The 23,516-nt window shown below is 70.1% G+C and carries 24 protein-coding genes; 2 read left to right on the top strand and 22 right to left on the bottom strand.

Annotation, left to right across the window (positions count from 1 at the left end; all coding sequences use genetic code 11):
• Position 1: 1 nt before the first annotated feature.
• From lanM to AW272_RS44625, 12 genes are all read right to left on the bottom strand, one after another.
• Positions 2 to 3,136 (bottom strand): type 2 lanthipeptide synthetase LanM, encoded by a 3,135-nt coding sequence (gene lanM / locus AW272_RS38775; RefSeq protein WP_083959140.1) that lies wholly within the window; start codon positions 3,134 to 3,136, stop codon positions 2 to 4.
• The gene (locus tag AW272_RS38770; RefSeq protein ID WP_066375883.1) at positions 3,136 to 5,655 is read right to left on the bottom strand and encodes an ATP-binding cassette domain-containing protein; all 2,520 of its coding nucleotides are present in this window, start codon (positions 5,653 to 5,655) and stop codon (positions 3,136 to 3,138) included. The genes lanM and AW272_RS38770 overlap by 1 nt, the downstream gene beginning before the upstream one ends.
• Positions 5,652 to 7,817, bottom strand: coding sequence for a cysteine peptidase family C39 domain-containing protein (locus AW272_RS38765; protein ID WP_157519289.1), 2,166 nt, complete (start codon positions 7,815 to 7,817; stop codon positions 5,652 to 5,654). Before AW272_RS38765 ends, AW272_RS38770 begins: the two co-directional genes overlap by 4 nt.
• Positions 7,810 to 8,523 (bottom strand): biotin/lipoyl-binding protein, encoded by a 714-nt coding sequence (locus AW272_RS38760; RefSeq protein WP_066375878.1) that lies wholly within the window; start codon positions 8,521 to 8,523, stop codon positions 7,810 to 7,812. The genes AW272_RS38765 and AW272_RS38760 overlap by 8 nt, the downstream gene beginning before the upstream one ends.
• Positions 8,520 to 8,804, bottom strand: a complete 285-nt coding sequence (locus AW272_RS43680; RefSeq protein ID WP_066375876.1) for a hypothetical protein — start codon at positions 8,802 to 8,804, stop codon at positions 8,520 to 8,522. The genes AW272_RS38760 and AW272_RS43680 overlap by 4 nt, the downstream gene beginning before the upstream one ends.
• A 94-nt stretch (positions 8,805 to 8,898) precedes the next feature.
• On the bottom strand, positions 8,899 to 9,186 hold the full coding sequence (locus AW272_RS38750) for a hypothetical protein (RefSeq protein ID WP_066375873.1): 288 nt from the start codon (positions 9,184 to 9,186) through the stop codon (positions 8,899 to 8,901).
• 142 nt (positions 9,187 to 9,328) lie between these two features.
• Entirely contained in the window at positions 9,329 to 10,078 is a 750-nt protein-coding gene (locus tag AW272_RS38745) for a hypothetical protein (protein ID WP_157519287.1), read from the bottom strand.
• Positions 10,079 to 10,180: 102 nt separating this feature from the next.
• Positions 10,181 to 10,495 carry a thiocillin family RiPP gene (locus AW272_RS38740; protein ID WP_066375867.1) on the bottom strand — a complete coding sequence of 105 codons (315 nt, stop codon included), beginning with the start codon at positions 10,493 to 10,495 and terminating at the stop codon, positions 10,181 to 10,183.
• Positions 10,496 to 10,723: 228 nt separating this feature from the next.
• On the bottom strand, positions 10,724 to 11,038 hold the full coding sequence (locus tag AW272_RS42880; protein ID WP_066375865.1) for a thiocillin family RiPP: 315 nt from the start codon (positions 11,036 to 11,038) through the stop codon (positions 10,724 to 10,726).
• 236 nt (positions 11,039 to 11,274) lie between these two features.
• Complete coding sequence (locus AW272_RS38730; protein ID WP_066375863.1) at positions 11,275 to 11,565, bottom strand: hypothetical protein; 291 nt, start codon at positions 11,563 to 11,565, stop codon at positions 11,275 to 11,277.
• 229 nt (positions 11,566 to 11,794) lie between these two features.
• Complete coding sequence (locus AW272_RS38725; RefSeq protein ID WP_066375857.1) at positions 11,795 to 12,103, bottom strand: hypothetical protein; 309 nt, start codon at positions 12,101 to 12,103, stop codon at positions 11,795 to 11,797.
• A 354-nt stretch (positions 12,104 to 12,457) separates the two neighbouring features.
• Positions 12,458 to 13,696 carry an ice-binding family protein gene (locus AW272_RS44625; protein ID WP_083959150.1) on the bottom strand — a complete coding sequence of 413 codons (1,239 nt, stop codon included), beginning with the start codon at positions 13,694 to 13,696 and terminating at the stop codon, positions 12,458 to 12,460.
• Positions 13,697 to 14,102: 406 nt separating this feature from the next.
• Here AW272_RS44625 and AW272_RS38715 point away from each other — a divergent pair, with 406 nt between their 5' ends.
• Positions 14,103 to 14,921, top strand: a complete 819-nt coding sequence (locus AW272_RS38715; RefSeq protein WP_245657946.1) for a L,D-transpeptidase — start codon at positions 14,103 to 14,105, stop codon at positions 14,919 to 14,921.
• Positions 14,922 to 14,931: 10 nt separating this feature from the next.
• On the opposite strand, the gene AW272_RS38710 is transcribed toward AW272_RS38715, so the two are convergent.
• The 4 genes from AW272_RS38710 to AW272_RS38695 form a co-directional block, all read right to left on the bottom strand.
• Complete coding sequence (locus AW272_RS38710; RefSeq protein ID WP_066375852.1) at positions 14,932 to 15,960, bottom strand: hypothetical protein; 1,029 nt, start codon at positions 15,958 to 15,960, stop codon at positions 14,932 to 14,934.
• A gap of 52 nt (positions 15,961 to 16,012) precedes the next feature.
• Positions 16,013 to 16,849, bottom strand: a complete 837-nt coding sequence (locus AW272_RS38705; protein WP_066375850.1) for a geranyl diphosphate 2-C-methyltransferase — start codon at positions 16,847 to 16,849, stop codon at positions 16,013 to 16,015.
• 18 nt (positions 16,850 to 16,867) lie between these two features.
• Positions 16,868 to 18,031 carry a family 2 encapsulin nanocompartment cargo protein terpene cyclase gene (locus AW272_RS38700; protein ID WP_066375848.1) on the bottom strand — a complete coding sequence of 388 codons (1,164 nt, stop codon included), beginning with the start codon at positions 18,029 to 18,031 and terminating at the stop codon, positions 16,868 to 16,870.
• A 175-nt stretch (positions 18,032 to 18,206) separates the two neighbouring features.
• Positions 18,207 to 18,788, bottom strand: coding sequence for a TetR/AcrR family transcriptional regulator (locus tag AW272_RS38695; protein WP_157519283.1), 582 nt, complete (start codon positions 18,786 to 18,788; stop codon positions 18,207 to 18,209).
• Positions 18,789 to 18,866: 78 nt separating this feature from the next.
• Between AW272_RS38695 and AW272_RS38690 the strand changes: the two genes are divergently transcribed.
• On the top strand, positions 18,867 to 19,514 hold the full coding sequence (locus tag AW272_RS38690) for a DUF4386 family protein (protein ID WP_066375840.1): 648 nt from the start codon (positions 18,867 to 18,869) through the stop codon (positions 19,512 to 19,514).
• Here the strand turns inward: AW272_RS38690 and AW272_RS38685 are convergent.
• The 6 genes from AW272_RS38685 to AW272_RS38660 are packed head-to-tail and all read right to left on the bottom strand — an operon-like array spanning position 19,457 to position 23,486.
• A complete protein-coding gene (locus AW272_RS38685) occupies positions 19,457 to 20,641 on the bottom strand; it encodes a HesA/MoeB/ThiF family protein (RefSeq protein WP_066375838.1) in 1,185 nt (394 codons plus the stop codon). The two genes, AW272_RS38690 and AW272_RS38685, sit on opposite strands and share 58 nt — an antisense overlap.
• Positions 20,638 to 20,913 (bottom strand): hypothetical protein, encoded by a 276-nt coding sequence (locus tag AW272_RS43675; RefSeq protein WP_066375837.1) that lies wholly within the window; start codon positions 20,911 to 20,913, stop codon positions 20,638 to 20,640. The genes AW272_RS38685 and AW272_RS43675 overlap by 4 nt, the downstream gene beginning before the upstream one ends.
• A 4-nt stretch (positions 20,914 to 20,917) precedes the next feature.
• Positions 20,918 to 21,868 carry a Mov34/MPN/PAD-1 family protein gene (locus AW272_RS38675; RefSeq protein ID WP_066375834.1) on the bottom strand — a complete coding sequence of 317 codons (951 nt, stop codon included), beginning with the start codon at positions 21,866 to 21,868 and terminating at the stop codon, positions 20,918 to 20,920.
• Between the two features lie 8 nt (positions 21,869 to 21,876).
• Positions 21,877 to 22,494: a ubiquitin-conjugating enzyme family protein gene (locus AW272_RS38670; RefSeq protein ID WP_066375831.1), complete on the bottom strand. Its 618-nt coding sequence runs from the start codon at positions 22,492 to 22,494 to the stop codon at positions 21,877 to 21,879.
• Complete coding sequence (locus tag AW272_RS38665; RefSeq protein WP_066375829.1) at positions 22,485 to 22,760, bottom strand: hypothetical protein; 276 nt, start codon at positions 22,758 to 22,760, stop codon at positions 22,485 to 22,487. Before AW272_RS38665 ends, AW272_RS38670 begins: the two co-directional genes overlap by 10 nt.
• A 24-nt stretch (positions 22,761 to 22,784) precedes the next feature.
• Positions 22,785 to 23,486 carry a hypothetical protein gene (locus tag AW272_RS38660; RefSeq protein WP_066375826.1) on the bottom strand — a complete coding sequence of 234 codons (702 nt, stop codon included), beginning with the start codon at positions 23,484 to 23,486 and terminating at the stop codon, positions 22,785 to 22,787.
• Positions 23,487 to 23,516: the final 30 nt, after the last annotated feature.

Below are 23,516 nucleotides of genomic sequence, written 5' to 3'. Positions count from 1 at the left end.
GTCAGTGCACGAGCCGGAGGGAGGCGACCTGGTCGTCGGCCAGCCGCAGCAGGGTGAGCCCCGCGGCGGCCAGGCCGTTCACGGCGGACAGGGAGAGGTTGTCGGCGCGCCGCCGGTCGGCGAACCAGCGGCCGGTGTGGTCGCGGCGGGCCAGCAGTTCGGCGGCCAGGTCCCTGGCGGTCCGCGCGAGACCCTGGTCGCCGGTCAGGCGGGCGGTGTGGATCGCCGTCTCGGCGTCCACCACGAGCCCGGCGCAGGAGCGTCTCGGGCTGGGGGCGCATTGGCGGACGACGCGCTCGCGCAGCTCGGCCGGGACCTCGCCGGTGAGGGCGTGGGCGGTGGCGACCGCGGCGAGCAGCGAGCCGGGGGTGTCGAGGGCGAAGCGGTGCGCCGACAGCGCCTCTGCCGGGGCCTCCCCGAGCGCGGCGGTGCTGCTCGCCAGCGCCCAGACGAGTCCGTCGGCGCCGATGGGCAGCCCGGCGAGAGCGGGCACGTCCGGCGGGTAGGGCAGCCGTCCCTTCATCGGCAGCTCGGCGAGCAGTTCCCCGTGCAGCCGCGCGGCGAGCGCGTCGGCGCCGGGCACCGCCGTGACCGACGCCTCCCGCAGTTTGTGTACGGCCAGCAGCAGGCCCGCCCGCCCGAACACCGGCTCGCCCGACGTCGTCCCGGACAGGTTCGACTCGGCCAGCGGGAGCAGCTCGGCCGCCCGCTCCACCAGCCGGGTGTCGCCCAGCGCCTCGCCGCAGCGGCTCAGCGCGTAGATGGCCGAGCCGATGCCGACGAACGCGCCAACGGGCGAGAGCCCGCCGCACATCCGGCGGTAGAAGGCCGACTGGGTGGACAGCGTGGCGAACTCGAACGAGGCGTCCAGCGCCTCCTGCGCGGCGGTCCAGTGGCCGGGGGCACCGGTGTTGGCGTACAGCTCGGCGAGGAAGACGGCCAGTCCCGCGGTGCCGGTGAGCAGGTCGCCGTGCAGGGGTTCGACCTGGTCGAGGCCGTGGGCGGGGTAGGTGACCACGCCCATCCAGGCCGACCGGTCACCCCCGACGGGCACGGCGGCGGCCAGCACCTCGTTCGCGAGGTCGCCCGCGCGGGCGAGCAGTTCCTCGACCGACGGTTCGTCGCCCCGGCCGGACAGCTCGTAGGCGTGCAGGCCGATCTCGCGGAGCGTCTTCGGGCGGGGGGCGGCGGCGGGGAAGCTGACGGGCAGGTCGGCCGCGCCGGTGATGTCGAGGCAGGTCTGCAGGACGGCCAGGTGCTCGGCCAGCGGGAAGCCCGCCAGGTCGGCGACCCGGTCCTGGAGGCGCTGCCAGGCCGTACCGGAGAAGTGGCCGGGGATCTCGACGCCGTCGGGGGTGAACGCCGAGTCGGAGGCCGGCTTGGACAGGAAGAGCGGGATGTCCATCCGGCGGAACGCGTCGATCTCCTGCTCGATGATCTCCAGGATGTCGGTGCGGCCGGGGTCGACCCGGAGCGTCCCCATGGCGCTGCGGAACAGGTGGGCCAGGCAGATCTCCCTGGCCACGCCGTCGACCAGCGCACCCGGGCCGACGCTGGTGCGCAGCATGTCGCCGCAGTCGAAGGTGCTGCGCCAGATGTAGCGGACCGGCGCCTCCTGAAGGAGGGCCAGTGGCCCGGACACGTCGGCCAGCAGTTCCTGGTTGGACTCCAGGCACACCTGCATCTGCCGGTAGCCCTCGGCCACCTCGTCGGCGTAGTCGCGGGGGTCGGCCAGCTCGCCCGCGCCCCAGGTCGGCCGGTATGGCGGCTCCTCCCACCCGGCCGGGAACCCGGTGCTGTTCTTGGCGATCTGTTCCCGCAGCGCGGCCAGGCAGCCGACGTCCTGGGCCTGCACGCCGCCCGCGATCATCCGAGGGAAGGAGACCACGGCGGTCTTCACCACCGTGTCCTCGACCTGCCCCCACAGCGACTCGATCCGCTCGCCGATGACCGACGGCTGGCTGATCCGGCCCTGCAGCACGTTCTCCAGGTCGATGAAGGCCGGTGTCTCGCCGATCGCGACGAGGTTGTCGGCCCACAGGTCGCGGCACTCCAGGAACTGGGCCAGCCGGGCGAACATGCCGAGGCGGGTGTAGAAGCGGCGGACGCTGGCCTCGTCGGTGCCGGGTTCGGCGACGACGTACTCCTCCCAGCCGTAGCCGTCGCGCAGCAGGACCTCGCGGGTGTGCAGGGCGAGCGGCAGGCCGTGGTTGTTGAGCAGGGTGCAGACGTCCATCACCCCGGCGACCGAGCGCAGGTCCTTCGGCTTGTAGACGACCCGCTCGCCCGAGCCGAAGGTGAGCAGGGTGACCACCCGGCCGTGGTTGTGCAGGTCGCCCGAGTCGCCGGAGTAGCCGGTGACCGGGCCGGGCGCGGCCCAGCCCCACAGGGTCCGGCGCAGCCGCGGCAGGTCGGCGCGGAGCCGGTCGAACAGCTCGTGGACGACCCGCCGCCACTGCAGGCAGGTCGTGCCCATGACGTAGGCGAGGCCGGGCAGCGTCTCCAGCCGGTCGAGCCAGCCCGACTGGCTGACGTCCATGCCGGGGCTCTGCAGCCACGACGACATGTCGTTGGACGTGCCGGCGAGCTGGGCCTCGAACGCGAACCCGGCCCAGCACGCCTGCGTCAGCCGCTCGATGAGCTGGCCCGCGATGTCCTCGCGCGCCTCGGCCGTCACGGGCACGCCGCGGACCGACCCGTCCTTGACGTCCACGAGCCGGTTCATGGCGCGCCGAAACGCCACGAACGGGGCACCGGGACGTCCGGCCGCCGGGTCGGCCGCGGCCGTGGGCGGCTGGGCCAGCAAGAAGTCGACCAGGGCGTATCCCCAGTCGGGCAGCCGGCGCGGGTCGGCGAGCTGGACGTCGACCAGCCCGGCGCCGAGGTCGCGGCCCGACTTGTTGCGGTGGTGCAGGACCGCCCGCTTCGCGGCCTCGTCGTCGCCCACCGCCGCCTTGAGCCAGCGCTGGGTGCGCTCGGACGCCTGCCGCCGGTTCCGCCCCGCGACGGGGACGAAATACTCCCCCGCCACCCGTTCGTGGAAGGGCGCCGCCGCGGCGACCACCGCCATCAGCCGGGCGTCTCCGCCGGGTACCGAGAGCAGCCCTTCATGTTGGGGAACCGTGACCGGCATCATCAGACCTCCTGTCGGCGGACCATCCGGGCGAACAGCTCGTTGTCCTCCATCAGCTCCTCAAAGGTGCCGTTGGCGACGACCCTGCCCTGGTCCAGTACGTAGATCCGATCCGCCGATCTGATGGTGCTCAGCCGGTGCGCGATCACGATCCGGGTGATGTCGAGTTCGGCGATCCGGCGGCTGACCAGCGCCTGCGTGACGTTGTCGAGCGCGCTGGTGGCCTCGTCGAGGATGAGGACCCGGGGGCGTTTCACCAGCGCCCTGGCGATGAGCAGCCGCTGGAGTTCACCGCCGGAGAAGGACGCGTTGTCCTCGCTGATGATCGTCTGCATGCCCATGGGCAGCCGGGCGATGTCGCCGTCGAGGTCGGCCAGCCGGGCCGCGCGCCAGGCGTCCTCCTCCTTGGCGCCCGGCACGTCGCCGATGATGTTCTCCAGCACCGAACCGCGCAGCACGCGGGCCTGCTGCATCACCACGCCCACCTGGGTGCGGACCCGGCGCAGGTCGAGGTCGCGCAGGTCACCGCCGTCGTAGAGGATCTGTCCTGTACGTGGCGGCTCGAAGCCCAGCAGCAGCCGCACCAGCGTCGACTTGCCCGCGCCCGAGTGGCCGGTGACCGCGACGAACTCGCCCGGCCGGAACACCATCGAGACCTCTTCGAGGATCTGCTTGGCGGTGCCCGGATAGGCGAAGGACACGTCGTGCATGCGGACCAGGCCGACCAGTTCGCCCGGGTCCTTGGCCCCCGGCGGCGTCTCCGGCGCCCGCTCCAGCAGCGGCTTGAGCCGCTCGAACCTCGGCAGCAGCGCGAAGGCCGCCTCCACCGCCCGGCTCACCTGGCCGAGCGCCAGCACGAACTGGCCGAGCGCGACGGCCGCGATCACGAACGAGGCGGCCGGCACCCCCAGCGACAGCGCGGTGAAGGCGAGCAGGAGCAGCAGCAGCGGTTGCGCCGAGGCGCCGATCGCGGCCGACACGGCCCGCTCGCGCCGGGCCGAGGCGGCGGCGCCCTGCTGGGCGGAGAAGGCCCGCGACCACAGGCCGAAGACCTGCGCCTCGCGGCCCGAGACGTGGATCTTGTCGATGGCGCTGAGGCAGGCGTACAGGAGTGAGTAGATCTTGCCGTACTCCTCGTGCATGACCAGCTCGTGCTTCTGCTGGCGGACCGCGAGCGCGGCCAGCACGGCAAGCAGCAGCAGCACCCCGACGAGCACGACCAGCGCGAGCCGCCAGTCGACGGTCACCAGGATCAGCAGGCCGAGCAGCGAGAACACCCCGCCCAGCAGCGAGTTGACCGCCGCCTCGCCGAGCGCCTTGCGCATGTCGGCGACGGCGTTGGCGCGGTGGACCAGGTTCCCGGTGCTGTACTGCGAGTAGAACGGCAGGTCGAGGGAGACGAGATGGCTCCAGATCGCCGGTTCGAGCCGCTCCTGGAGACGGCCCTGGACGCGTACGAGCACCGCGTTCCGCACCGCGAGGAGCATGGTGCTGGCGGCCACCGCGCCCGCGATGACGACCGCGATCCAGATCATGGCCGGTTGGTCGGCCGGGTTCTGCGCCGCCGTCAGCAGGACGAACGTGAGCATAGGCACGCCGAGCGCGAGCAGCGCCGCGCCGCCGCCGGCGGCCAGCAGCCAGCCGAGTTCCCGGCCCGCGCCGCGCAGCCCGTATTTGAGCAGGGCGAGCGGCGAGGTGATGCCCTCGTCGAGCGGCGGGTAGAGCTGCCAGGCGCCCCGGTCGAGGGTGGCGGCCACCTCGTCGGTGACGCGGCGCACCTCCCCGGACGGGTCGGAGATCTTGTAGCCGCCCTTGTGGGGCAGCAGCGCGACGGGCCGTCCGCCGTCCTTGAGGAAGCCGACCAGCGGGACGGTGGCGTTGCGCCACCACTGGTCGTCCAGGAGCACCTTCCGGTGCCGGACCCTGGCGAGATCGAGCGCGGCGCCCATCGGGTCGACCGACGCCGGGTCGATCTCCTGCGCGGCGAACCCGCAGTGCGCGCCGAGCGCCTTGACGACCTCCATGGCCCGGTCGGCGGCGTTGCGCGGGCTGCCGGGCACCGGCGCCACACCCGCCGCGGCGGCGATGTCGGCGAAGGACCGGTGCAGCATGTCGCTCGAGGCCTGGGCGCGGGCCGCGCGCCAGTTGTCGCGGTCGGCCTCCTCCGCCTCGGCCAGCATGAGCACCCGGGTCAGGGTGCCCCGGTGGACGTCGCGGAGGTTGGGCAGCTCCGCGCCGACGGGGCCGTTGAGGCGGCGTACCCAGGAGGAGACCGCGTCCGGATCCCGCTTGACGCGGCGGACCGAGGTGCCCTCGGCGGGGGCCGCCATGATGGTGTAGCCGCCGGGCAGGTCGGTGGCGGCGAACCCGTGCATGAGCTGGCCGCTCTCCACCCGGACGACGCGGTGGCGGGGGCCCTGGCCGTCGACGGGCGACAGCATGACGTCGACGGAGCCGCTGACCACGGTCCAGCAGGCGTAGGGGTCGATCAGCTCGATCTCGCTGACGGGATATCCACTCATGAGGCTTCCTCGACGAGCGTGCGGTAGTGGCCGGGCACCGCGATGAGCTCGGCGTGCGTGCCACGCTGGACGACCTTGCCCCGGTCGAGCACGAGGATCAGATCACTGTCGCGGACGGTGCTGAGCCGGTGCGCGACCACCAGGCTGGTACAGCCTCTGGCCTGCACGTTCGCGTCGACGAACGCCTCGGTCTCGGCGTCGAGCGCGCTGGTCGCCTCGTCGAGCACCAGCACCGACGGCGACAGCACGAACGCCCTGGCGATCTCCAGGCGCTGCCGTTCACCACCCGACAGGTTGCGGCCCCGCTCCTGGATCCAGCCGCCCGACAGGCCGCCGCGGCGGGCGACGACATCGGCGAGGCCGGCGTCGGCGAGCGCCCGGTGCAGCCGGTACTGCGGGATCGTCGGGTCCCAGAGCGTGAGGTTGTCGGCCACGGTGCCCTCGAAGACCTGCAGGTTCTGCTCGACATAGCCGATCGAGGTGGTGAGCGTCTCCCTGGGCCAGTGCTCCCGGGGGATGCCGTCCAGGAGGATCTGGCCCGACCACGGCTTGACCGCGCCGGTGAGCAGGCGGGCGACCGTGGATTTGCCGCTGCCGGTACGGCCGACCACAGCGACCCGCTGACCGGGTTCGACCCGGAACGACAGGCCGCTGATGACCGGCCCGCGCTGGCGGTCGTAGCCGAAGGCGACGTCGCAGAACTCGACCGCGCCGCGCAGGCCGCCGTCGGTCTCGGGGAGGCCGGGCAGGGCGGCGTACTGCGGGTCGGGTTCGGCGCTGATGGCGTCGTCGTACATGCTGGTCTGCGCGACCATGATCTGGGCCTCGGCGCCGATGCCGACCAGGGCGGTGACCGGCACCAGGAAGGCGCCGACGAGGAGCTGGGCGGCGATGACGGTCGCCAGGGTGACCTCGCCGTTGGCCATCAGCACCGCGCCGGTGATCACGATGGTGGCCCCGGCGAGCGAGCCGAGCGCGGCGGGCACCGCGAGCAGCGCCTGCGTCACCCGCATGAGGTCCTGGGTGGCCGACAGCGCCTTCGCCGACAGGCCCGCCCATTTGGCGAAGAACCAGCCCTCGGCCCCGTCGGCCTTCAGCGACTCGGCCATCGAGATCCCGTTGAAGGCCATGCTGTCGCGCCGGTGCTCGTCGAAGAGCAGCTTCTGCTGGTGCGGGGCGGCGGCCCGGCTGACCGCGCGCATCGCCAGCAGGTTGACCGCCGCCAGCCCCGCGGCGACCAGGGCGAAGGCCGGGTGGAAGGCGTAGAGGATCGCCGAGTGCAGCCCGATCGTCAGGACGGCCGCCACGGCCGCGGCGGCCCGGTCCGACAGCAGGACGGCGAGGCCGGCCCCGAAGGAGGTCTTCATCACCAGGCCGCCGGTCATCCGCCGGTGGAAGAAGTCACCCGGCAGGCGCAGCAGCCGCCACATGTACCGGCCCGACAGGTCGGCCGCCATCGCCGTCTGCACCGCGCCGAGCAGCCGCTGCTGCAACCAGGTCCCGGCCACGGTGAACCCGGCGCAGGCGAGCAGGCCGAGCAGCACGGGCGCCGACCAGGCGGTCTGCCCCGCGATGAACACCTCGCTCAGCAGCAGCCGGGTGAGCAGCGCCGTCGCGACGGCGGGCAGGGCGAGCATGAAGGCCATCACGGCGATGGCGAGCAGCGTGGCGAGGTAGGGCCGCACCTTCGCCAGCGCGGAGCGCACCAGGGGGAAGCGTTTCCCGCCCGCCGTGAATCCCTTGCCGGGGCGCGGCACCAGCACGATCCCGCTGAACCGCTTCTTGAACTCCGGCCGGGTCAGCCGGATGCGACCCACGGCGGGGTCGTTGATGTACGCCCACTTCTTGCGCATCCCCTCCAGCACCACGAAGTGCCGCTGGTCGACGAAGATCATCGAGGGGACGGGGTAGTTCTCCAGCTCGTCGGCGTCCAGGCGGAAACCGCTGATGTCGAAGCCGTACTCCTCGGCCGCCTTCTTGAGCCCCGCCCCGGACAGGCCGTCGCGCCCGACGCCGGAGCGTTCCCTGATCTCGTGCAGCGGGACGCGCAGGCCGTGATACGCGAACACCATGCTGAGGCAGGCGGGCCCGCAGTCGGCGTCCTCCATCTGCGGCCGGCGCTCGGTACGTACCGGGCGCGTCCTGGTCGCCGTTTTAGCCACGACCGGCCTCCTTGAAGAGCGCGTCCACGGGACGGACGACGGCCACGGTGATCTCCCCGGCGACCGGGGTGAGCGTGGCGCCGGGCCAGGCGGGACGGTCGAGGTCGACGGTCACCAGGTAACGTCCGTCGGCCTTCAGCGTGTCGCCGTAGAGGGGGCGCAGCCGGTCGGTCGAGGTGGGGTAGGCGTCGACGGCGCTGACCTTACCCGTCCCCGCGCCGGTGACGGCGACGGTCTGGCCCTCGGTGAGCGAACCGATGCGCTCGGGGCCGACGGTGAGCACCGCGCGCAGCGGCCCGGTGCCGGGGTCGACGACCGCGACGACGGCTCCGGCGGCCAGGGCGGTGCCGGGGGCGGCGGTGCGGATGACCCGGCCGCTCGATGTGCCGGTGACGACGCGTCTGGCGCCCTGGGCGTCGGAGAGCACCGCCAGGGGCGTGCCCGCCGTCACCTCCTGCCCGGCGGTGACGAACACCTCGGCCAGGCTGCCGGACACGGGGGCGGCGACCGGCACGGGCCCGGTGCCCGTCACCAGCACGCCGGAGGCGAAGACGACGTCGCGGACCTGCCCGAGCCAGGCCCAGCCCGCTCCGCAGCCCGCGACGAGGATGAGGGCGACCGCGGCGAGCCACGCCTTGGTCCGTACCGTGGAGACGAGCTCGTCGATCCGCTCGCCTCCGGACGTCTCGACCGCGGTCGTCGTCATCGGGCCGTCACGCCCATCGTGTAGAAGCAGAAGCTGCTGAGGCAGGGCGGCGGGGCCGTCGGGGCCTCGCTGAACGTCTCGACGACCACCTCGGCGGCGGGCCGCGCGGGGAGTGCCGGAGCCAGGGCCCCGTCGGCGAGGTGGATGTCGTATTCGGCCAGGACGGCGGCGGGCTCGCGCTCGTAGCGGAGCCGGAAGCCGGCGTCGGACCAGGAACGGGCGGTCAGTCGGCCGAATCCTCGGCGCTGGGCGGTGTCCCAGCCGATCAGGTCTACAGTCATCACAGGTCTCCCCGCAGCGTGGTATGAGATGCTTCAATGGCGGGGTGGTGGGCATCTGGACTGCCCACCACCCGGCGCCCAAGTGATGAGAAGGTCAGCTGTTCTGACGGGAGAAACACCCCGTGGGACAGCTCACCGTGCCGATCGTGCTGACGGCGGAACCCGCCGACGCTTCGAGACTCTCCAGGTCGATGGCGTTCTCCGGCCGCTCGGGCAGCTCGGGGAGTGGAAGGTCGCTGGGCCAGTCGATGCCCACGGTCGCGAGCGCGGCGCGGGGGTCCCGCTCGAAGTCCTGCCTGAGCACCTCGTCTGACCAGGTGCGGGCGAAGAACCGGGCGAGCTGGGTGCGGAGTTCGGGGGGCAGCGTCGAATCTTCCGGCATGATGTCACCTCGTTTGGCGGCTCCGGCCCGAACGCCCTCGCGCCCGTTTCCGGAGGTTGGAAGGGACCGCCTGTGCCATCAGTTTTGCTATCGGCCTGGACGGTAACCAGAAACGACCATCACGGACATCTAGTGATATTCATCATGTACGGGGAGTGCGATGGGAGAACTCGCGCATCTCCTGTTGCGCTTCGAGGGCGACGTCCAGCATCCGGCGGAGCTGTTTCTTGACGGTCTCGGCCTCACCCTCGGCGTTGCCGAGCACCGTGAAGCCCTGCCTGGCGATGGTGTCGAGCCGGCTGCCGAGGATCTTCTCCAGCTCCCCCATGGCCCGCACCCGCTGGGCCGCCACCTCGACCGCGACGAGCTCGGCCCTGGTCTCGTAGAGGACCCGCGCGGTCTCCGCGAAGTGCGTGAGCGCCGCCAGCGGGACGGATGTCACCGCGACGCTCAGAATCCACGACATGGCCACCGCGGGCTCGTCGCCGAAGGAGAGCGATTTGAGCAGCTCCGCGATCAGCACCACCACGAACGCGGGCACGGCGTGCCGGGCCAGGAAGCCCAGCGCCGTCGCGGCGAGGAACACGCCCGTCGCCGCCCACCACTCGCCGAGGAGCGGCAGCGGCAGGTAGACCAGGACGGTCATCCCGCCCACGACCCACCACCGGCGGCGTCCGCGCACGCCCAGGAAACTGGCCCAGATGTAGAGGGCGACCACGGCCACGCCGAGGACCACGGCCGGGATCGCGCGAACAGGCGGGAGCTGCATGTAGTGGGCGAAGGTCTGGGCCATCAGGAACAGGGCGAACGCAACAATGGCGGCCCGCCCGACCCGCACCTCGAGGGGTGCGCGAAGGGGCGTCCGCGGTCCGGAATATCCCGGTTCACTCACAAACGGATCATGACAACCCGTTCGGGGGAAGGCAACGGGTCACTTTCGGCGGCCTTCCCGGGGGCGCGGCGAACCGCGCCCCCGGGGATCGGGTCGATGTGATCAGGCGGAGCCGTAGGTGCCGGCGGTGCCCAGGCAGCCGCCCAGGGTGCCGATCGTGCCCGCGGTGCCGGCCGTGCCCTCGGCCTGCGCACCGGCCGCCATCTCCAGCTCCTCGACGCTGAACTCACCCTCCGGACGCGCGGGCAGCGGCGGGGTCGGGATGCCCTCGGGAATGACGACGCCGTATTCGGCGAGCACCGCGCGGGGCTCCGCCTCGAAACGCGCCTTGACCTCTTCGTCCGACCACGCGGCGGCGATCAGACGGCCGAACTGCTTGCGGTCCTCGTCACCAAGAATGTAAATGCTGTCAGCCATCGGAGAACTCCTTCTGCCTCGGCAGCGGGCATCTGGACTGCTCGCCGCCTTCCGTCACATGTTTAGATTCGCCTTTTTCAGCGGACGTCACCAGAATCGATTGACACCACCCATGCGTGATAAACATCACAACAATTCGATGACACGGCCGGTAGAAAAGAAAAATGCCCCGCCGGCGCGATGGAATCGCGCCGCCCGGGGCATTTCACGTCGAAGGTCGTGACGAGGTTACGCGGAGCCGTAGGTGCCGGCGGTGCCCAGGCAGCCGCCCAGGGTGCCGATCGTGCCCGCGGTGCCGGCGGTGCCCTCGGCCTGCGCACCGGCCGCCATCTCCAGCTCCTCGACGCTGAACTCACCCTCCGGACGCGCGGGCAGCGGCGGGGTCGGGATGCCCTCGGGAATGACGACGCCGTATTCGGCGAGCACCGCGCGGGGCTCCGCCTCGAAACGCGCCTTGACCTCTTCGTCCGACCACGCGGCGGCGATCAGACGGCCGAACTGCTTGCGGTCCTCGTCACCAAGAATGTAAATGCTGTTAGCCATCGGAGAACTCCTTCTGCCTGGGTGCATAAGATCCGGCGGGAGTGGCAGCGGACATCTGGACTGCTCGCTGCCCCTTGTTCACGAATTAAGATTCGCATCGGCCCACCGGCGCCACCAGAAACAACTAACACGGCCTCATGTGATAATCGTCATCTTCTGTCCGTGACGTTTCCGCGGCAAAACAAATGCCCCGGAGGGCGCGTACGCACCTTCGGGGCAGCCGGCTTTCGAGGACGTCAGGACTCGCTGAGGTGGGCGGTGCTGGCGGCGGTGAAACAGAAGCAGTACGGCGCCGGAAACCACCAGTCGGCCGAGATCTCGAGATCCTCGACGGCGAGCACGTCGTCGGGGCGGGCGAGCAGCGGCGGGATGGGCGCGCCTTCGGGGATGACCAGGCCGTATTCGGCGAGTGTGGCGCGGGGGTCCTGTGCGAAGCGGGCCTCGACCGCGCCGTCCGACCAGGCGGCGGCGATCAGGCGGGCGAACTTCAGGCGATCTGTCTCACTGAGTACGTGCACGTCACCCATGAGGGCGCTCCTCTTCTGCCTGGGGCGTGGCCGACTGGACTGCTCGCCACGTGACTCAGATTCGGCAGATTCGTCATGCGTCGCCAGATACGACTGACACCAATCAGCCGTGACGACTGTCATGGGCGACCAGTGACACCGGCGATCAGGGCAGGGCGGCGGTGTGGCCCGGACCGGCCGTCGGCATCCCGACGGGGACGCCCTGGTCCGGGTGCGTCGCGGTAGGTTTCTACGGCGTGGTCGGGATGGCGCGCGGCGGGCACCACGACGGGTTGGTCCAGTTCCACCACTGGTCACCGTTGTAGGCGTTCCAGCGGCAGCTGTAGGTCCCATTGGCGCCGTAGTGACAGATGATCTGGCCCTGGCCCTGCACCCACGACTGGATCCAGCGGGTGGTGTTGGTGCTGTCGACCACGGTCCACGGGCACATGTACGGGGTGGTCGGGTTCGCCTGGGCCGGGCCGGTGAACAGGATGAACGGGACAGAGGCCGCGGCTGCGACCGTTCCCAGTGCGGCGGCGATACGCTTTCGGATCAACGATTGTCCTTTCCTTGCGCTTTGCTGAAATCTCTGGACGTCGTCAACGTAACAGGATGACGACATCACGCAAGGACTGGATGTTGTAAGGAAATCTTGCTAACGTCCGTCGGCCTTCACACCGCCCGGAAGGTGGACGTAGAAGCGGGCGCCGCGCTGGTCTACGTGACCTGCGGCTGATCGCCTAGCCTCCGCCAGCCCTCTGGTCACACCTGGATCTTGCGGCGGGACTCGGCTCGCATGACGTCTCCAGGCCTACCTGTACCGACCTGCTGTCATCTGGTGAACGAAAGACCTGTCCCGGGCTTCGGTCGAAGCTCGGGACAGGCCTGGTCCCCTCAGTGGGGGAATTCGTCAGCCGGTCGTCCGGAAGCCGCCCTTGGACGGCACGGGAGCGGGGGCGAACGGAACATCGCCGTGGGCGTTCCCCGGGTTCAGGTAGTCACCCAGGTGACCGTTCTCGCCGGGATACCCGCGGTCACCGACATTCCCCCGGTCGCCATAGTCGCCGAAGTCACCACGGTTGCCCTCATCGCCGAAGTCACCCTCGTCGCCGGGCCCGCCTTCATCACCGAAGTCGCCCTCATCACCGAGATCGCCCTCGTCGCCCTCATCGCCCTCATCGCCCTCATCGCCCTCGTCGTCGTCGCCGTTGTCATCCGGAGGGGTCGGCGTGAACGTCGGGGTCGGGGTCGGCGTGGGAGTCGGCGTGGGCGTGGGCGTGGGCGTGGGCGTCGGGGTCGGTGTGGGCGTCGGGGTCGGTGTGGGCGTGGGTGTCGGAGTCGGCGTGGGCGTCGGCGTCGGAGTCGGAGTCGGCGTGGGCGTCGGAGTCGGCGTAGGAGTCGGCGTCGGCGTCGGCGTCGGCGTCGGCGTCGGCGTAGGAGTCGGCGTCGGCGTCGGCGTCGGCGTGGGAGTCGGCGTCGGCGTCGGCGTCGGAGTGGGAGAAGGCGTCGGGGCGCAGATGGTCCTGGTGATGACGTTGTTGTCGAGCGTGACGGCGCCGTTGCGGGCCAGGGCGCGGCCCAGGATCGTGGCGCCGGTGGTCACGGTGATCGACGTCAGGGCCAGGATGTTGCCGATGAAGCTGGAGTTGGTGCCCAGCGTCGCCGAGCTGCCCACCTGCCAGAACACGTTGCAGGCCTGGGCCCCGTTGATGAGGTTGACGCTGGAGGCCGACGCGGTGGTGAGCGTCGAGCCGATCTGGAAGATCCAGACGGACGACGGGTCACCCTGGCCGTCGAGGGTGAGCGTTCCGGTCAGGCCGGCCGAGGTCTGGGCGTTGTAGACGCCCGCGACGAGGGTCTGCCCGCCGAGGTCACCGACGATGGGGGCGTCCGGAGCCCGCCCGGCGGCGTCGTTGTAGGCGGTGACCAGGTCGTTCTGAGCTTGGAGCGCGACGGCGTCGGCGGCGTGCTGGGCTCCAATGACGATGCCGGGCGGAAAACCGACGATCGCCGCGCCGGGGCTCACGCCCAGGTCCCCGGTGATCACGCTGGGGCCCGTGTTGGTGACCGTCTGGCCGCCCAGCACGGCGAAGGCGAGCGTCGTGCCCAGGCCCACCGGAGCCGGAGCGGCGTCCGCGGAACGCGGCATGGTGAAGAGCACGAGCAAAGGCGCGAGTACGGCGATCGCCACCACCCAGAGGAGTCCCGGTCGGCCTTGCAAGCGCCCGTGAGCAAATATGGCTTTCACGCGAAATATCTCTCTTGTCGGCAAGATGCCACGAATCGGCGTCACATTGGCATTTGGGACGTTATGGAGTAACCCGTACCAAAAGAACGCCTCATGGGGTAATGGACAAGTGAAAGCTTACGTATCGACAGAAAGACCATCGAGCAAGAACCATCTGACCGGATCCGAAAAACTGATCAATTCTCGGCCATGGGCAGGGAAACCCCGTGAAAGAAATGGAGACGCCCCCACGCCCGGCGTCGTCTTCGTCGGTACGCGGCCTAAACTCGGCCTCCGAATTCGGCTCCAGTGCCAGCGGGAGTGCTCCTTGCACGACAGATCCAGATTCAGCCGGCTGGGAAACGTGATCGCCGGGCTGACCGTGACGTTCGCCGTCGGCGCCTGCGGCACGACGGTCCCGGCTCCTCCGGCCGCCGTCCCTGAGACACCACGCGTCGTCCAGCCGGACCCGGTTCCGACGGAGCGGATGGCCGCGCTGCCGCTCGCGACGACGTACACGACCCTTCAGGGCGCGCCGCCGGATCCCGCGCCGTCCGATCCCACCAGCGGGCTGGTGCTGCACCCGACCACCACGCAGGTCGTGTACGCCCACCCGGGCGGCCCGCCCGTGGGGAAGCTGCCCGTGACCCAGCTCAAGAGCCCGACCTGGGTGCCGGTGATCGCGACGCAACCGGGATGGGAGCAGGTGCTGCTGCCGAGCCGCCCGAACGGGTCGGCCGGATGGGTCTACGTCGGTGGCGGCGGGGTGGAGAAGGCGCGCAGCCCCTATCGGGTGGAGGTCGAGACGGCCACGCGCACCCTGACCGTCTACCGATCCGGCCGGAGAGTGGGGTCGTGGAAGGTGGCCGTGGGCGCGCCGGAGACGCCCACTCCCACCGGCAGGACCTTCGTCCTCGCGTCGGTGTCGCCGACCTATTCGGGCTACGGCTCCCTCGTGCTCCCCCTGGGAACGCATTCGACCACCCTGGACACCTTCGCCGACGGGCCGGCGACCGTCGCCATGCACGGCTGGCAGGACCAGGAGATCTTCGGCCTGCCGGTCAGCCACGGGTGCATCCGGCTACCCGACGCCGCCCTGCGGGTGATGTCCCGCGTCCCTCTGGGCACCGCCGTCGTCATCTCCTGACGGAGCCCGCTCACGCCTCCCGGAGGTGCCGCCACGCGAGTTCCAGCACGGCCGCACCCGCGGCCTGCATGGGTTCGCGGGTGACATAGCGGCGCACTGACTCCTCGTCGAACGGGACGCCCTTCGTCGCCTGGCCCTCGTCGTTCGAGCTGGTCATGGCGCCGAAGAGGGCGTCGAAGGTGCGCGCCTCGATGACGGTGACGGCGAGGATGTCGGTGGCGAAGCTGAGCGGGTCGACGCCGATGCCCAGGACGAGAGAGCGCAGGTCGCCGCGCTCGCGGGCGTCGGTCAGCCGGCGGTAGAGCGGCCAGGTCTCGTAGTCGAACTCCGGGCCGTAGTGCTCCGGGCGGCCGAGAAACTCCTCGGCGTATTCACGGACCACGCATTTCCACAGGTCGAAGTCGGCCTTCTCGGCCTCGGGGGTCTCCGCCGAGGCCTGGAACACGCCGACGGGCATGACCTGGAAGAGCCCGCCACCGTGGGCGACCAGCGCGGGGTCACGCCAGTGGAGCACGAACGTCGTCTCGCCCGTCTCCCTGTCGTGGCGCAGGGTCAGCATCGAGATCGCGGGATGCGCGGGCCGGGCCCGCAGATCGGTCGGATCGATGACCAGACGACGGATCGGCAGGTCGGGGCCGGGCTCGCCGTTGAGGTCTGCGGCGGCGAACTCGTGGGCGGCGGCCTCGCCCAGGTTGACCGCGTCGAAGTACATGCCGCGGGTGAAGGTCAGTTCCGGCCACGTCACGTCGAGCAGCCGGTAGCAGGTCCGGTTCTCGAAGAGCTTCGGCTTGTCGAAGGCGGTCATCGCCTCGGCGTAGGTCATGTCGCCGGGGACGTCCAGGCAGGGCGCGACCGGTTCGTCGGTCCAGCGCAGCACGACCCGGTGCAGGTCGAGGGGCTCGGCCAGGGCCCACGTCTCCCGGGTCAGCAGGCGGGTCGACCCCACCCGCGCGAGGTCGGGGTAATGAAGGTCGGCCCGCTGCGCCAACCCGTGGCGGTTCTCGTTGAGGTGTCGGCGGACCCGGCGCCACTCGTTCATCCGGGCAACACTAAGGGCTCCGGCAGGGGGATCCGGAGCCCTTCGGCGCGGGTCAGACTCGGTCGGCGGCGATCAGCAGGTATTGGAAACTGCCGTTGCGGTAGGCGTCCAGGAAGGCCTGCTCGATGCCCGTCACCAGGTGAGACTTGGCCCGGAGCTCCCAGTAGGGGATGGTCGCCGCCGTGAGGTCGACCACACTCACGGGGACCAGGCGGTTGTTGGCCATCTCTCTGAAGTATTGACTTCGCGGATGGATGTCGCAGATGTAGTGGGCGTTGATCTGGCTGATCGCCTTCGACGGCAGGCCGTAGGCGTCGTTGTAGCAGCCGGTGATGGTGACGTAGCGGCCCCCGCGCGCCAGCAGGCGCGAGTGTTCCTTGAACAGCAGGGCCAGTTCGACGTACATGGTGCTCTCGTTGTTCCAGATCGCCTGGTAGGCGCCCGTATCGAAGCGGGTGTCGAGCATGTTGCGCAGGTGGAAGCGCACCCGGTCGTCGACGCCGCGGACCTTCGCCTGTTCGTTGGCGAACTCGACCTGTGATTCGGAGATGGAGATGCCGTCGACGTGGCAGCCGTAGCGGAGATTGGCGACCAGGGACGAGCCGCCGCGGCCCGAGCCGGCGTCGAGGAGGCGGTGGTGGGGCTTGATCTGACCGAGGTGGCTCAGCAGGAAGTCGGACTGGGCCGACTCCAGCCGGTGGAGCTCCCTGGTCATGCGTTCTTCGCGGGTCTCCCTCGGCCCCTCCAGGACCGAATCGTCGACGTCACCGATGCCGTAGTGGTGGTGGTAGATGCCGTCGACCTCGCCCAGCCGGAGATTGACCGGGTTCTTCTCGGTGTTCCAATAATCAGCCACGGAGCGCTGGTAATCGCTTTGGGTGATGGTCACCGAACGAAATTCCTTTCGCTATCTGTAGCGTTCGCTTGAGCCGTGCCATTCGAGACATCCGGCCATCCAGGCCTGGGCGCCGCGCAGGAACCGCTGGAGTTCCGTGGAGGGGACGGCGGCCAGGGATCTCTGGCTGGCCTCGAAGCCCCGGACGAAGTCGTTGTGGAGGGCAACGGCACGTTCGGTCGCTTCGCGGATCGAGCACTTCTCCTCTGCGGCGATGAGCAGCACCACATTGGAGTCGGGCAGTTCGTCGGCGGCCTCCCTTTCCACCGAGAAGAGGTCGTTGACCAGGACGCTGGCGGTGCCGGCCTGCATGAGCGCCGTGTGGAACCGCCGGTCGTAGAAGAGGTTGGCGGGCAGCTCGTATTCGCCGACGACGTCGATGAGCGTCATGGACGTGTAGAAGCTGTCGTGCTGCCGGGCGGCCAGGTAACGCCACACCGGCGGCAGGGTTTCGAGGTAACGCCAGGCGGCGGAGGCGGTCCAGCTGACGAACATCTGGAACGTCGTGTTGCAGGCCCGCATGACCTGCGACGGCGTGGCGTGGCGGGTGAGGTGGGCGGTGGCCGACCGCAGCGAGACCAGGACCGGGTCGGCGCTGATGGCTTCTTCCAGCTCGGCCGTGTAGTGACCGGCCGGTGGTGGCGGGTCCATCGCCGACATGACCAGGGCCAGGCGCGGGGGCAGCTCGGTCGGGGTGGCGCCGAGATCGGTCTCGTCGGCGTAGTAGTCGTCGGCGGCCCACCAGCCGGTGTTCATCTGGGCGGCGATCAGCAGCAGGTCGGGGTCGTCGGTGTCGGCGTGGGCCAGCATGACCATGCGGCCATAGCCGGTGTTCCGGAACGCGTCGATGCGGCCCTCGTGGAGGCCGACGCCTTCGGCCCATTCGACCAGGCGGCGGTTGACCTCTTCACCGAGAGGCTCGTCGACGCGCACCGTCTCCGGAATGTAGAGAGGCGGATAACTTCCGTCGCCCCATTCTCTTTCGCGATAGGGCAGCGGGGTCAGGCCGTAACGGCGGACGACCAGACCGGGATCGAGCGAGGGTGTCGGCTCCTGATGGCCGTCGGTGACCGCGGGAGTCTCAGCCGTTTCCATGACGGGGAGCCGGAGAGCGGTGGTGCCCAGACCGGTCGGACCGGGCAGCCGGCCCCATGGAGTTTCGCCGAACTCGGGCATCAAGGCCCCTCCTGGAATTCTTTTTCGGTACGTCTTCCGTCAACAGAAGAATGCATAATTCGACCCCCGAAAAAGAAAGCCACCGCCCCGTCCCCGCGCCAATACTAAAGGCCACCCCACGGTCACGCAATGGTGGATCAATGTGCCCTCAATATGCCGACATTGACCAATATTGTCAGCTCAATCCGGACAGAACCCGACCCAATCCCCACTGGAACTGCTCGGCCGAGTTGTAGGCGAGAATGACGTCGATCTGCCCGGACGTCAGAGGGAATTCCGCCGGGTCGAGCTCGAATGACGGCGTCGAGCCGGTCACTCGATCGGCGGCCTCCAGCGCGATGGCGCCCAGCACGTACACCATCACGGTGTAAGTGGCACGGGCGTCCGGCAGCACCCTCAGCAACGACTCCCCCACCCGCAGGGCCATCGGCCCGTTGAAGGCCGCGCCGAGGATGGCCGGCACGGCGGCGGGATGGGCGAGCAGGACCTCGCGCAGCGCGAGCGCGTAGTTCTCGATCCGCCGATGCGGCGGCTCGGCGGGGTCGTCGAGCAGCGACAGATCGGCCTCGGCGAGCAGGCGGTCGGCGATGGCGGTCACGATGGCGGCGCGGTCGGGGAAGTAGGTGTAGAGCGCGCCGGGGGTGAGGCCGACCCGGGCGGCCAGGGCGCGCATGGTGAGCGCGCCCTCGTCGATCAGCTCCAGGGCCGCGTCGAGAACGGCGTCGGGTTGCACGGAGCGCCGGGGTCCTCGCGTCACAGGCAGACCCTAGCCTCTTCCCAAAAAACTCTGAACGATGTTTACTTTAAACATCGTTCAGAGATTGAGGTGCGGAAAATGAGATCGATCCTTGTCGCGGGTGTCGTCGCGGCCAACCTGGCCTTCATCGGCCTCGGCATCGTGTTCGGCTACCCCGACGTGCTGGCCGAGCCGCCGGCCGAGATCCTCGCCCGGTTCACCGCCGACCAGACGGCCGTCACCGCGCTGTTCCTGCTGCTCGCCTTCGGCGCCGGCACGATGGTCCCGGTCGCGGTCCTGCTCGGCCGCCGCCTCCCCGACAGCCCGGCCGCCGCGCTGTCGGTGCAGGTCGGCGTGCTGGCCGGGCTGGTGCAGGTCATCGGCCTGCTGCGCTGGCCGTTCGCGGTGCCCGCGCTGACGCACGCGGACCCCGCCGTGTTCGAAGTGCTGCACAGCTATCTCGGTACGGGTCTGGGCGAGACCCTCGGCTACCTGCTCACCGGGTCGTGGACGCTGCTCGTCCTGGTCGCCATGAAGGGCCCGCGCTGGTTCACCGCGCTCGGTGCCGTGTCGGCCGCGGCGATCCTGTCGGGGCTGCTCATCCCCCTCGACGTGCCGGGCGCCGACCTGGCCAACTTCGTCGGCTACCTGGGCTGGAGCGCGTGGATGGTGTGGCTGGCGTTCACGGTTCAGCCGCCGACGCGGGAGAACGTGCTCACGGGGTCTCCGGGGATCTCCAGCAGATAGCGTTCCCCGCCGGCCGGCACGATGGCGACGTATCCCCCCGGATTCATGCCGAGATCGGCCAGCAGGGTGGCCGCCACGTCGGGGTCGGGGGGCGCGGCGATCGGGATCATCGAGGTGAGCCCGGGATGGAGGTTCGGCGTCGACGGCCACGGGCCGTCGCAGGCGGCGCACCGGGGAGACCGCGCCCACGACGACTCCACCGCCCTGACCTGGCACACCGCACCACACCGGGTGCAGAAGGCGGTGCGGACGAGGGGTTCCGACGGCGTGATCCAGCCGTCGGGGGTCTGGCGGCGGACGATCTCCAGCAGGTCGGACACCGTGTGCGGGTCCGCCGACCCGGGCGACACCGCACGCACCGGCAGGGGGTCGTGCTCCCCCGGGCAGTCGGGGTTCACCGCCAGGTTGACCCGGTCGAAGGTGGCGCGGCGGATGTCGCCGTAGAAGCGCAGGCCGTAGGCGTTGTGATCGTCGTGCAGGACGTTCATCACCTGCTCGACCATCATCCCGGCCAGCACGGCGGCCGTGGACTGGATCGCCGGGACGATCTGGTGGCGGGCCGCCTCGCGCGCGTACTCCCGGCACGACATCGAGGAGAACGTGACGGGGTTGAAGCAGCGGTAGCAGTTCGCCCCGGCTTCGCCGGAGAACGCGGAGTAGTTGTACTCCGGGCCGGAGAACCCGCCTTCCAGCATCGGCTTCCCGTGCAGCCTCGCCCGCTCCGCCAGCCACGCTCGCGCGCCGATGCCGTCGACGGCGGAGACGACGACGTCGGCCCAGCGGACGCAGCCGTCACCGGCCCGCTGCACGGTCGACTCGCTGAAGAGCGGTTCCGGGGTGTCGGCGGTGCTGATCGCGGACACCCGATGGGCGACGCAGGCGGCCTTGCGCCCGCCGAAACGGGCCCGCTCCCCGGCGTTGGGGAAGAAGGGCGACCGGGTCGCGTTGTGGTCTTCGAACTCGTCGAAGTCGACCAGCAGGAACCGGCCCACCCCGCTCAGCGCCAGCGTCTGGACGATGTTCTGGCCCAGCGCCCCCATGCCGACCACCAGCACCCGGGCCAGGGCGAGCCGGCCGGGGTCGTAGCCCGCCAGCCGGGACCTCGAATGAAGCGCGTTGTCCGTCATGTGATCTTCCTGTGCCTGTCGCAGGTGCAATCGGCGGCCGTACGGCCGGTCAGGTGGCATATCGCGTCGCGCTTGACCCATGTGGTGGCGTTGGCGAAGCCGTCGCCCACCGGCTGTTCCTGTTCGGAGGCGCCGGGAGCCGGGGTGCGGCCATGCCATTCGACGACGTCGAACTCGGGACTCGCGACACCTTTCCCGCGCGGGCGGCGGCCACCGGTGATCACCAGACCGACGATGATCACGATCACGACGATGATGAGGAGGAGCTCCATCGGTCTACCGTCCGATCAAAACCGTCTGCCCGATGTCGTACTCTCCGCGTTCACCGCGGGCCCGCAGCCGGACCGTGTGCGCGCCGGCGGGGAGCACGAACGTGATGTCGCGGGTGGTGCCGATCAGGTAGTCCCCCAGAAACCACTCGGGCCGGGACAGCGCCCCCAGGTCGGCGGAGCACGTGGCGGCCGTCGCGCTGCTCTGGACGACGCACCGCCAGGCCACATCGCTCCGGGGTTCGCCGGAACGCAGGATCGCCAGGAGATGCAGCAGTTCCACGACCAGAATCAGCACCCCCAAAGCGGCGGCGAGGGCGAGGAGCGGCCGGAACCTCTTCGGCGCGGGCGGTGGTGCGAGCCGTGCCACGGGCCGCTGCTCGACGGCCCGCTGTGTCTTCGGGGCCGGTCCCTCCCGCACGTCGGCGGGGTCGGAGTCGATCTCCCCCCGGGAGTCCGGGCCGACGTACACGCGGGCCCAGGGAGAGCCCTTCGCGAAGACCAGGAGGCCGATGTGGGTGGGGTTGGTCCACATGGACTGGTTGGCGCGGTCGACGGAACTGTACGAACTCGGCACGTGGTGCGAGTGCCACCAGCCCGTCACGTCGGCGGTGGGGTCGCGGCGCGCCAGTTCGCGCCGCAGTCTCTCCGTGCCCTCGGGGGTGAGGTGGAAGGTGCTGTGACCACCCGCGACGGGGGGTGCCACGGCCATCGCCGTCACGAGCAGGTAGGAGCCGTGGTCGTCGCGGAACGTCCGGCCCGCGAGCAGTCCCCCGGTCTCCAGCGGCGCCGCCTCCCGGGCGAGCCGCCGCAGGCTCGCGGCGACGTCGGGGGCGACGTACACACTGAGACCCGGGTCGACCGTGAAGCGGAGGTGCCCCGAGTAGTCGGCCCGGGGGCGGAACGGCGCGTCGAACCTACGCCCCACGATCTCGAAGTCGTTTCCGTCACCGGCCATGACGCTCCCTACCCGTCCAGCCGGCGGTGTTCGACGATCTCGAACGCGGAGATGGGCTCGGCCGGGGCGCCCAGCAACCACGTGGGCAGCGCCGGATATTGGAGTTCGGGGTCCAGCGGCCGGCCCCGGTAGTGCTCGGCGTGGTGGTCGATCGCCTCGGGGTTCCAGCCCACGTAGCCGCCGCCTCTGCCCTTCTCGTCCCAGTTGAGCAGCCGGGCGATGTGGATGACCAGGTCGCCGAGGGTCACGTGGCCCTTGCGTGCGGTCCAGAACTCCGCCCCGATGCAGATCGGGCTGCCTTTCTGGAAGTGCGGCGACCACGGCACGGGGTCGGAGACGACCCAGGTGAGCGGCTCGGTGAGCGGGTAGTCGCGCACGTCGAGATCGACCCCGAAGACGGTCTCCGGCCGGAACTCCCCCGCGCCGATGAGCGTGGGCACCCGCAGGGTCATCTGATATTTGCTGACCTCGCCGGCGTCCTCGGCCCGGGTGACCGGGTCGCGGGAGTCCTGCAGGTCGGCGGAGGTGCGGTAGGCCTGGAAGTCGAAGAGGGGGCCGCGCATGCCGGAGACGACCCGGTGGTCGAACCGGCGCCGCTCGACCAGTTCCGCGGCTCTCAGTCCCATGACGCACCGCTTGTCGAGTGCATGACGCGGATGTTGCCGCCGTCGAAGACCCCGGCCGCGCCGAGCGTCTGGCCGTCGTTCATCTGCAGTGACGACCGGGTGTCCATGAGCTTGTACTGCCCCGACTGCCCGGGAGGAGGAATGAACCCCGCGTTGATCATCTGGGCCACGAGCCAGGTCGTCGTGGAACCGCGGGGCACTTTGACAGAAAGAATCTGAGTCGCATCCGTCGGGTGGATGAGGTTCACCAGGATCTTGTCTTCCATCGTTCTTCCAATGAGAGAGAGTTCTCAGGCGGGGAGTGCGACGCCGGGGGCGTATGGCTTCTGTCCGGTCCAGGCGACAATGCCGAATTCGCCGTCTCCGTCGGTGTGCTCAGGACATCTCCGGCTGTTGGTACGTGTTTCCTGAACAGGCTCGGCGCATCTCCGGCCGGATTCATCGCGGAAATCACACATCGGCGCGCTCAGGATTTCGATCGACGGCTCGAACGGCTTCTGAACGGCGGGGAGAAGAGCGGGCTCCGGCGCCCGGGTGAGCATGGGCATCTGGTGGGTCAGCACGGCGCCGTCGATCGCCGCCCGCTCCGCCTCGTCGACCGCACGCCCTCTGATGAGGAACTTCTCCGGCCCGTCGGAGAGGATCCTGATCTCGTGGTGGGCGACGGCCACCAGCATGAGCGCGCTGGTCTCCGACGTCTCCTCGAAGAACAGAGCGGTGACCTGGTAGACGCCTCTTTCCAGCCGCAGCCGCAACCGGTCTCCGTATTTCATGGGGACGCTGAACCGCCACGTCTCCCCCCGGACGAGGCCGACCATCACCATCAACGGCTGCTGATCCTTGGCCGCCACGAATGTGGCGTCCATTTCACCGCGCACGGGGCTCGACGAGAGGTCGATGGGCTCGGAAGGGTTGCCGAAATAGCGGTTCCGCAGTTGTTCGACCCCAAGGTCGATCATCGTCTCGAGGAGCTTGAGTATGAGCCACTCCATGCTTACTCCCCTCGAATCAATGGGATTGTT

Source organism: Herbidospora mongoliensis, assembly GCF_001570545.1.
GTDB classification, from domain to species: Bacteria; Actinomycetota; Actinomycetes; order Streptosporangiales; family Streptosporangiaceae; genus Herbidospora; species Herbidospora mongoliensis.
Note: the sequence above shows the minus strand (reverse complement) of the source record. Positions and strands in the feature narration are given on the sequence as shown.